Source organism: Streptomyces sp. NRRL F-2580 (assembly GCF_000720115.1).
GTDB lineage: Bacteria > Actinomycetota > Actinomycetes > Streptomycetales > Streptomycetaceae > Streptomyces.
In genome coordinates, this window is record NZ_JOIR01000054.1 from 23,674 (window position 1) to 31,218 (window position 7,545).

The 7,545-nt window shown below is 69.0% G+C and carries 6 protein-coding genes; 2 read left to right on the top strand and 4 right to left on the bottom strand.

The genetic code is table 11. The features are described from left to right. Positions 1 to 133: 133 nt before the first annotated feature. Together IF88_RS0136460 and IF88_RS0136465 are read left to right on the top strand one after the other, a co-directional pair. Entirely contained in the window at positions 134 to 1,027 is an 894-nt protein-coding gene (locus IF88_RS0136460) for a RecB family exonuclease (RefSeq protein WP_030722856.1), read from the top strand. Between the two features lie 64 nt (positions 1,028 to 1,091). Further along, entirely contained in the window at positions 1,092 to 1,763 is a 672-nt protein-coding gene (locus tag IF88_RS0136465) for a response regulator (RefSeq protein WP_030722859.1), read from the top strand. 74 nt (positions 1,764 to 1,837) lie between these two features. Here the strand turns inward: IF88_RS0136465 and IF88_RS0136470 are convergent, their stop codons facing one another. The 4 genes from IF88_RS0136470 to IF88_RS0136485 all read right to left on the bottom strand — a co-directional run. Further along, positions 1,838 to 3,421: an ABC transporter substrate-binding protein gene (locus IF88_RS0136470; protein WP_030722861.1), complete on the bottom strand. Its 1,584-nt coding sequence runs from the start codon at positions 3,419 to 3,421 to the stop codon at positions 1,838 to 1,840. A gap of 70 nt (positions 3,422 to 3,491) precedes the next feature. After that, the gene (locus IF88_RS0136475; protein WP_030722865.1) at positions 3,492 to 5,096 is read right to left on the bottom strand and encodes an ABC transporter substrate-binding protein; all 1,605 of its coding nucleotides are present in this window, start codon (positions 5,094 to 5,096) and stop codon (positions 3,492 to 3,494) included. A gap of 597 nt (positions 5,097 to 5,693) precedes the next feature. Then, positions 5,694 to 6,395: an HAD family hydrolase gene (locus IF88_RS0136480; protein WP_030722868.1), complete on the bottom strand. Its 702-nt coding sequence runs from the start codon at positions 6,393 to 6,395 to the stop codon at positions 5,694 to 5,696. Positions 6,396 to 6,506: 111 nt separating this feature from the next. Next, a partial coding sequence (locus tag IF88_RS0136485; RefSeq protein WP_030722871.1) for a vitamin B12 dependent-methionine synthase activation domain-containing protein occupies positions 6,507 to 7,545 on the bottom strand: 1,039 nt, incomplete at its 5' end.

Sequence of the window (7,545 nt, forward strand, 5' to 3'; positions counted from 1 at the left end):
GTCTGGGGGATCGGTGTTTCCAGTGTGGTCCGCAGTGCGTAAGCGGGCTGTGATGCTCCGATCATGCAGTGCGAGGGGGTCCGGCGTCGATGCTATGCGCGTGCTGTCGGTGGCGGGTCGTAGGGTTTTGTCCATGACGACGAGCCCCGGTGCTGTGCCAGGCCCAGCCGATGCCGCGACGCCGAGCGCTGTGGCGCCCGCTTCGCTCTCCCCTTCGCGGGCGAGCGACTTCATGCAGTGCCCCCTGCTGTACCGGTTTCGGGTGATCGACAAGCTGCCGGAGAAGCCCAGTGCTGCGGCTACCCGCGGGACGCTGGTGCATGCGGTGCTGGAGCGGCTGTTTGATCATCCGGCGCCGGAGCGGACGGCTCCGCGGGCGAAGGCGCTGGTCCCGGGGCAGTGGGACCGGTTGCTGGAGGCGAAGCCGGAGCTGACGGAGCTGTTCCCGGGGGGTGATGAGGGGGCGGGGCTGGCGCGGTGGCTGACGGAGGCGGAGGCGCTGGTCGAGCGCTGGTTCACGCTGGAGGACCCGACGCGGCTGGAGCCGGTGGAGCGGGAGTTCTTCGTGGAGACGGAGCTGGAGTCGGGGCTTCGGCTGCGGGGGATCATCGACCGGGTGGACGTGGCGCCGACGGGTGAGGTGCGGATCGTCGACTACAAGACGGGCAAGGCGCCGCGGCCGGAGTACGCCGAGGGTGCGCTGTTCCAGATGAAGTTCTACGCGCTGGTGGTGTGGCGGCTGAAGCAGGTGGTGCCGCGGCGGCTGCAGCTGGTGTACCTGGGCAGTGGTGACGTGTTGACGTACGACCCGGTGGTGGCGGACCTGGAGCGGGTGGAGCGGAAGCTGCTCGCGCTGTGGGAGGCGATCCGGGAGGCGACGGAGTCGGGTGAGTGGCGGCCGCGGCCGACGAAGCTGTGCGGCTGGTGTGATCATCAGGCGGTGTGTCCCGAGTTCGGGGGGACTCCCCCGCCGTATCCGCTGGTGATCGTGCCGCGGCCCGGGTCGGAGCGCCCGGCGGAATCATGATCGTCGTATCAGGGCAGAATGGACGGGCCCGCCGTAGCCGCCCGACGAATACGAGGTAGACCCCGTGGCCATCCGCGTCCTGCTGGTCGACGACCAGCCACTTCTGCGCACCGGCTTCCGGATGATCCTGGAGGCCGAGGAGGACCTCGCGGTGGTCGGTGAGGCCGGGGACGGTCTGCAGGCGCTGGACCAGGTGCGGGCGTTGCAGCCCGACGTGGTGCTGATGGACATCCGGATGCCGCGGATGGACGGGGTGGAGGCGACCCGGCAGATCACCGGCCCGGGCCGGGACGGTCCGGCGAAGGTGCTGGTGCTGACCACGTTCGATCTGGACGAGTACGTGGTGGAGGCGCTGCGGGCGGGGGCGAGCGGGTTCCTGCTGAAGGACGCGCCGGCGGCGGAGCTGGTGCAGGCGATCCGGGTGGTGGCGGGCGGTGAGGCGATGCTCGCGCCGAGCATCACGCGGCGGCTGCTGGACAAGTACGCGGGGCATCTGCCGTCGGGTGAGGAGAGCGTCCCGGACACGCTGGGGACGCTGACCGAGCGCGAGGTCGAGGTGCTGAAGCTGGTGGCCCGGGGACTGTCGAACGCGGAGATCGCGGCGGACCTGTTCGTGAGCGAGACGACGGTCAAGACGCATGTGGGGCACGTGCTGACGAAGCTGGGGCTGCGTGACCGGGTGCAGGCGGCCGTGTACGCGTACGAGAGCGGTCTGGTGCGTCCCGGCGCGCAGTAGGGGCCGCGGGGAAGCGGAACGGGCCGGCAGCCGCGTGGTGCGGCTGCCGGCCCGTTGTGCGTGGCCCGGTCGGGTCAGCCCTTGCTGATCTCCCAGAAGCGGAAGACGGTCGAGGCGTCGAGGGACCACTGGAGGCCGTTCACGTTCTGGCGGGTGACGGCGTACTGCTTGCCCTGCCAGAGCGGGAGGATCGGGAGCTCGTCGGCGACGATGTCCTGGAGTCGGTTGTAGTCGGTGTTGGCCGCGGTGCGGTCGGACTTCGCGGAGGTCGACGGGATGATCGTCCCGGTGATCTCCTTGTTGTCGTAGTTGTTGTGCAGGACGTTGTCCGGGCCGAAGAACGGCTGCGTGAAGTTGTCGGCGTCCGGGTAGTCGGGGACCCAGCCCTTCACGTAGATGCCGTACTTGCCGTCCTGGATGTCCTTCTCGTACTGCTCGAACTCGACGGACTTGACGTCGGCGTCGAACAGGCCGCTCTCGTTGAGCTGCTTGGCGATGACCTCGAACTGCTGGTCCGTGGAGGGGCCGTAGCGGGACGGGGTGGAGTACAGGGTGAGCTTGACCTTGCCGTTGATGCCGGCGGCCTTGAGTACGGCCTTGGCCTTCTCGGGCTGCGGGGTGCCGCCGTAGCGGTCGAAGAACGGGGTGGTGTGTCCGGCGATGCCGGTGGGGACGATGGAGTAGAGCGCGGTGGCGGTGCCCGCGTATACGTCCCGGACGAGGGCCTCGCGGTCCACGAGGTAGGCGATGGCCTTGCGGACGGGCAGCTTGCCGACGACGGGGTCGTTGACGTTGAAGACCATGTGCTCGACCTCGGCGCCGGTGCCCTGGACGACGTCGACCTTGTTGTCGCCGGTCTTGGTCGAGGCGAGGGCGGCGATGTCCTTGGCGGCGAGGCCGCGGAACGCGAAGTCCACGTCGCCGCTCTCCAGGACCTTCTTGAGGCCGCTCTGGTCGCCGTTGAAGAACTTCAGCGTGACGCCGGTGTTCTTGGCCTTGGCCTTGCCGGTGTAGGACTCGTTGACGGAGAAGGTGGCGCTCTTCTCGCTGAACGAGTCGAGCTTGTAGACGCCGGAGCCGATCGCCTTGTTGTCCGTACGCAGCTTGTCCGCCGGGTACTCGCTGTGGTCGACGATGGAGCCCGCACCGGAGGCGATCTTGCTCGGGAAGGTCGCGTCGGAGGTCTTGAGGCGGAAGACGACGGTCTTGTCGTCGGGGGCGTCGATGCCGGCGATCGACGAGAGCATCACGGCCGGGCCGTTCTCGTCATTGATCTTCAGTGTGCGCTCGAAGGAGAACTTGACGTCCTTCGCGGTGAGGCTGTGGCCGTTGCTGAACTTCAGGCCCTCGCGCAGGGTGCACTTGTAGAGCTTGCTGTCGCCGCCCTCGAAGGCGCAGGACTGCGCGGCGTCGGGCTCGGGGGTGGTGCCGCCCTTGGGGAAGCTCAGCAGCGACTGGAAGACGTTGTTGAAGAGCAGCCAGGAGCCCGGGTCGTAGCCGGAGGCGGGGTCGGTGGACTTCACCTTGTCGGATATGCCCATGACCACGCCCTTGCCGCTGCCGGCATTGGAGCCATCGGTCGAACCGCAACCGCTGAGCAGCGCGGCGGCGGTGGCTGCGCCGAGCGGGGCCGCCAGCCACTGGTTACGTCGATTCACGCGAACGTCCTTCACAGTCGAACTGTTTCGTTGCCCGGCTCGCGACACCCGCTGCCGGTCGTTGCCTTGCTCAGCCGCTTACGCCGCGGCCGAGCTCCCACAGCTGGAGGTCGGAGATGGCGTTGACCGACCACTCCACTCCGGTGATCCCGTCGCGTGCGGCGACGTACTGCTTGCCCTGCCACAGGGGCAGGACGGGCACGTCCTCGGCGACGATGTCCTGTATCTCCGTGAACGCGGGGACGGCGACGCCTCGGTCGGCCGCGCGCCGCGATTCGGGGATGAGCCTGGTGCGCACCGTGTTGTTGGCGTACGGCGTGCCCAGGAAGTTGTCCTGCTCCAGGAACGGGGCGAGGAAGTTGTCGGCGTCCGCGTAGTCGGGGAACCAGCCGAGCCCGTAGGCGGCGTGGTCGCCCTTCTTCTGCGCGGGGCGGAAGTCGGCCCACTCGCTGCCCTGGACGGTGATGTCGAAGAGCTGGGTGGAGTTGAGCTGGGCCTTGAGGGCCTCGAACTCGGCGGCCGTGCCGTCGCCGTAGTGGTCGTTGGTGTAGTGCAGCGTCAGCTTGACCGGGGTCTTGATCCCGGCTTCCTTCAGCAGCGCGGCGGCTTTGGCCGTGTTGGCCTCGCCGTACTTGTTGTAGAAGGAGTTGACGTGGCCGGTCACGGTGGTGGGGACCAGCGAGTAGAGCGGCTGCGCGGACTTGCCGTAGACCTTGGAGATCAGTGCGCCGCGGTCGACGGAGGCGGCGAGCGCCTGGCGTACGGCCTTGTCCTTGACGACGGGCGCCTCGGTGTTGAAGCCGATGTAGCGGATCTCCAGGCCGGGCATCGGGACGAGCTTGACGCCCTTGGGCGGCTGCGCGGAGAACTGGGTGATCTGGGCGGGCGACAGGGTGCGGGAGACCATGTGGATCTTCCCGTCGGTGAGCGCCTTGCCCATGGCCGGGGAGTCGGGGAACGTGCGCAGTTCGACCTTGTCGTTCTGCAGCTTGAGGTCGCCCTTGTAGTGCGGGTTCTTGGTGAAGACGGCGCGGACCAGCTGGTTGCCCTTGACCTCGGCCTTCATCGTGTACGGGCCGGAGCCGTCCACGGCGAAGCCCTCGCGGAGCTTCTTGGCGTCGTAGTTCTTCTCGCTGACGATGCCGGCGGCGGGGGTGGAGAGCTTGAACGGGAAGGTCGCGTCCGGGGTCTTCAGGTGGAAGACGACGGCGTCGGCGCCCTTGACCTCGACGTTGTCGAGGGTGGAGAGCAGCGAGGACGGGCCGTTCTCGTCCTTGATGGCGAGGACGCGGTCGATGGAGAACTTGACGTCCTTGGCGGTGAGCGGCTCGCCGTCGGCGAACTTCAGCCCGGGGCGCAGGGTGCAGCGGTAGCTCTCGTTGCCGGCGTCGGTGAAGCGGCAGGAGGAGGCCGCTTCGGGGACGGGCTGGCCGCCGCCGCGCGGGGTGTGCATCAGCGTCTGGACGGTCTGGCGCAGGACGTTCCAGGCGCCGGCGTCGTAGGCGTAGGCCGGGTCGAAGGGGGCGGGAGCGAAGTCTGCGGCCTCGAACCGGTCGGTGGTGCCGACGACGATCGCTCCGGATCCTGCTCCTCCGCCGCTCGCGCTGCCGCATGCGGCGAGCACGGGGGTGAGCAGTCCGGCCGCGGCCGTCAGCACCAAGGTCTTGCGGTTCATGCTGGAAGTACTCCCTGTAACCGGCACTTGCTCAAAGCGGCGTAAAGGGCACTTCGCGGCGGTCGCCCGTTCAGGGCGGAACGATCGGGCCGGTGTAGTGACGATCGGTCCACGCGGCCCCGGCACAGGGGTGTGCGTCCGGGACGGCAGAGGTGCGGCGTAGTGCCCGCGCTGACACTAGTGGCCCGGGACGGGATGGCTGGAACTGGCCGGACTTGGGGTGTAATCGCACCGTGATGGGAGCGAACTGCCTGTTCATGCGCAGGGGTGCGCAGATTCGGTCAGGGACTGATCAATCCGGACACAAGGGAAGGCGCAGGGACCCTCGGACAGGCCCATGAGGGGTTTGGCGGGTGACCAAGCTCACTCTGAGCAACCATCCGGGGGAGGATGGAATTTCAGCCTCCGGGGCTTGCGACGGAAGATCCTTCCGCTGGACCTCGATCCCACAGGCGTTCCGTTCGGAACGGAGCGTGCTCACGGCGTGCCGGTCCGTATCGGCGCACGGCCGTGCGTGCCGATGTTGCCGTGGGTAACAAGCGCGGTGTCGCGGGGAGGGGCGGGTACCCGCTCCGTTCACGCGCTAAGTTCAGCCGCTCAGTTCATCGACGCGATGAGGGAGCGCAGGAACGCGAGGTCCACGTCCTCCAGCGAACGCACGACCGTACGCCCCGGAGCCGGTTCGATCACGCCCACCGAGGGGATCGCCACGACTCGGCAGCCGGCGGCCTCGGCGGCCGCCACCCCGGTGCTGGTGTCCTCGATGACCGCGCAGCGCGACGGGTGGGCGCCCAGCGTCCGCGCCGCGAGCAGGTACGGGTCGGGGTGCGGCTTGGTACGGGCGACCTCGTCCCCGGCGACCGTCATCGTGAAGCGGTCGCGGCCCAGGGTGAGCAGGACCCGGTCGATGACCCGGCGGTGCGAGGCGGAGACGAGGGCGGTGGGCACGTTGTGCCGGGCCAGCTCGGCGAGCAGCCGCTCGGCACCGGGCATCAGCGGCACCCGGTCGGCGATGCGGGCCTCGAAGCGCTCGTTGAGCAGGACGCTCAGCTCGGCGAGGCCGATGGCGGCGCCGGTCGCCTCGATCAGGAAGGTCGCGCTGCGGCTCATCGGGCCGCCGACGACCACGTCCCGCCAGGACTCCTCGAGCCGGTGGCCGAGCTCCTGGAAGATCTCCGCCTCGATCTCCCACCAGAAGCCCTCGGTGTCGACCAGGGTGCCGTCCATGTCGAGCAGCACCGCCTGCAGGGCCGAACCGTCGGCCGTACGGGCGACGGGGGCGGGAATGGTGCTCGTCATGCGCGTACCTCTCGGAAGGGACGAGAAGGCCGGTCACCTCTTCCCGCGGGGCATTCCCCTGGGAACAGGCGACCGGCCTGTATGGGACCGACAAGTGTACGTCGGTTGACCTCAGCGTGCGTTGAAATACTTCGCTTCGGGGTGGTGAATCACGATCGCGTCCGTGGACTGCTCGGGGTGGAGCTGGAACTCCTCGGACAGGTGGACGCCGATCCGCTCCGGCTGCAGGAGGTCGGCGATCTTGGCGCGGTCCTCCAGGTCGGGGCAGGCGCCGTAGCCGAGCGAGAAGCGGGCGCCGCGGTACTTGAGGTCGAACATGTCCTCGACCTTGGCCGGGTCCTCGCCGCCGAAGCCGAGCTCGGCGCGGACGCGGGCGTGCCAGTACTCGGCCATGGCCTCGGCGAGCTGCACGGAGAGGCCGTGCAGCTCCAGGTACTCGCGGTAGGAGTCGGACTCGAAGAGCTTGGCCGTGGCCTCGCCGATCTTCGAGCCGACGGTGACCACCTGGAGGCCGACGACGTCGGTCTCGCCGGACTCCTCCGGGCGGAAGAAGTCGGCGAGGCACAGCCGGCGGCCGCGGCGCTGGCGGGGGAAGGTGAAGCGGGTCCGCTCGTTGCCGTCGTCGTCGAGGATGATCAGGTCCTCGCCCTTGGACACGCAGGGGAAGTAGCCGTAGACGACCGCGGCCTCGAGGAGGTTCTCGGTGTGCAGCTTGTCCAGGAGACCGCGCAGCCGCGGGCGGCCCTCGCTCTCGACGAGCTCCTCGTACGTGGCCCCGCCCGCGCGGGCCTGCTTGAGGCCCCACTGGCCCTTGAAGAGGGCGCCCTCGTCGAGCCAGGAGGCGTAGTCCTTGAGCGGGATGCCCTTGACGACGCGGGTGCCCCAGAACGGCGGGGCGGGGACCGGGTTGTCGACGGCGACGTCGGAGCGGCCGCCCGGCTCCTCGGGCTCCTCCACCTGGAGGGCGGGCGTGTCGCGCTTGGCGACGCGGCGCTGCTTCAGCTCGGGGAGGGTGGCGCCGGGGACGCCGCGCTTGACGGCGATGAGGGCGTCCATGAGGCGCAGGCCTTCGAAGGCGTCGCGGGCGTAGCGGACTTCGCCTTCGTAGATTTCGTGGAGGTCTTGTTCGACGTAGGCGCGGGTGAGGGCG

Bases quoted from the DNA above. Each gene is read 5' to 3' on its own strand.
- IF88_RS0136475 (WP_030722865.1), bottom strand. From the start codon at position 5,096: ATGAACCGCAAGACCTTGGTGCTGACGGCCGCGGCCGGACTGCTCACC.
- IF88_RS0136460 (WP_030722856.1), top strand. From the start codon at position 134: ATGACGACGAGCCCCGGTGCTGTGCCAGGCCCAGCCGATGCCGCGACG.
- IF88_RS0136480 (WP_030722868.1), bottom strand. From the start codon at position 6,395: ATGACGAGCACCATTCCCGCCCCCGTCGCCCGTACGGCCGACGGTTCG.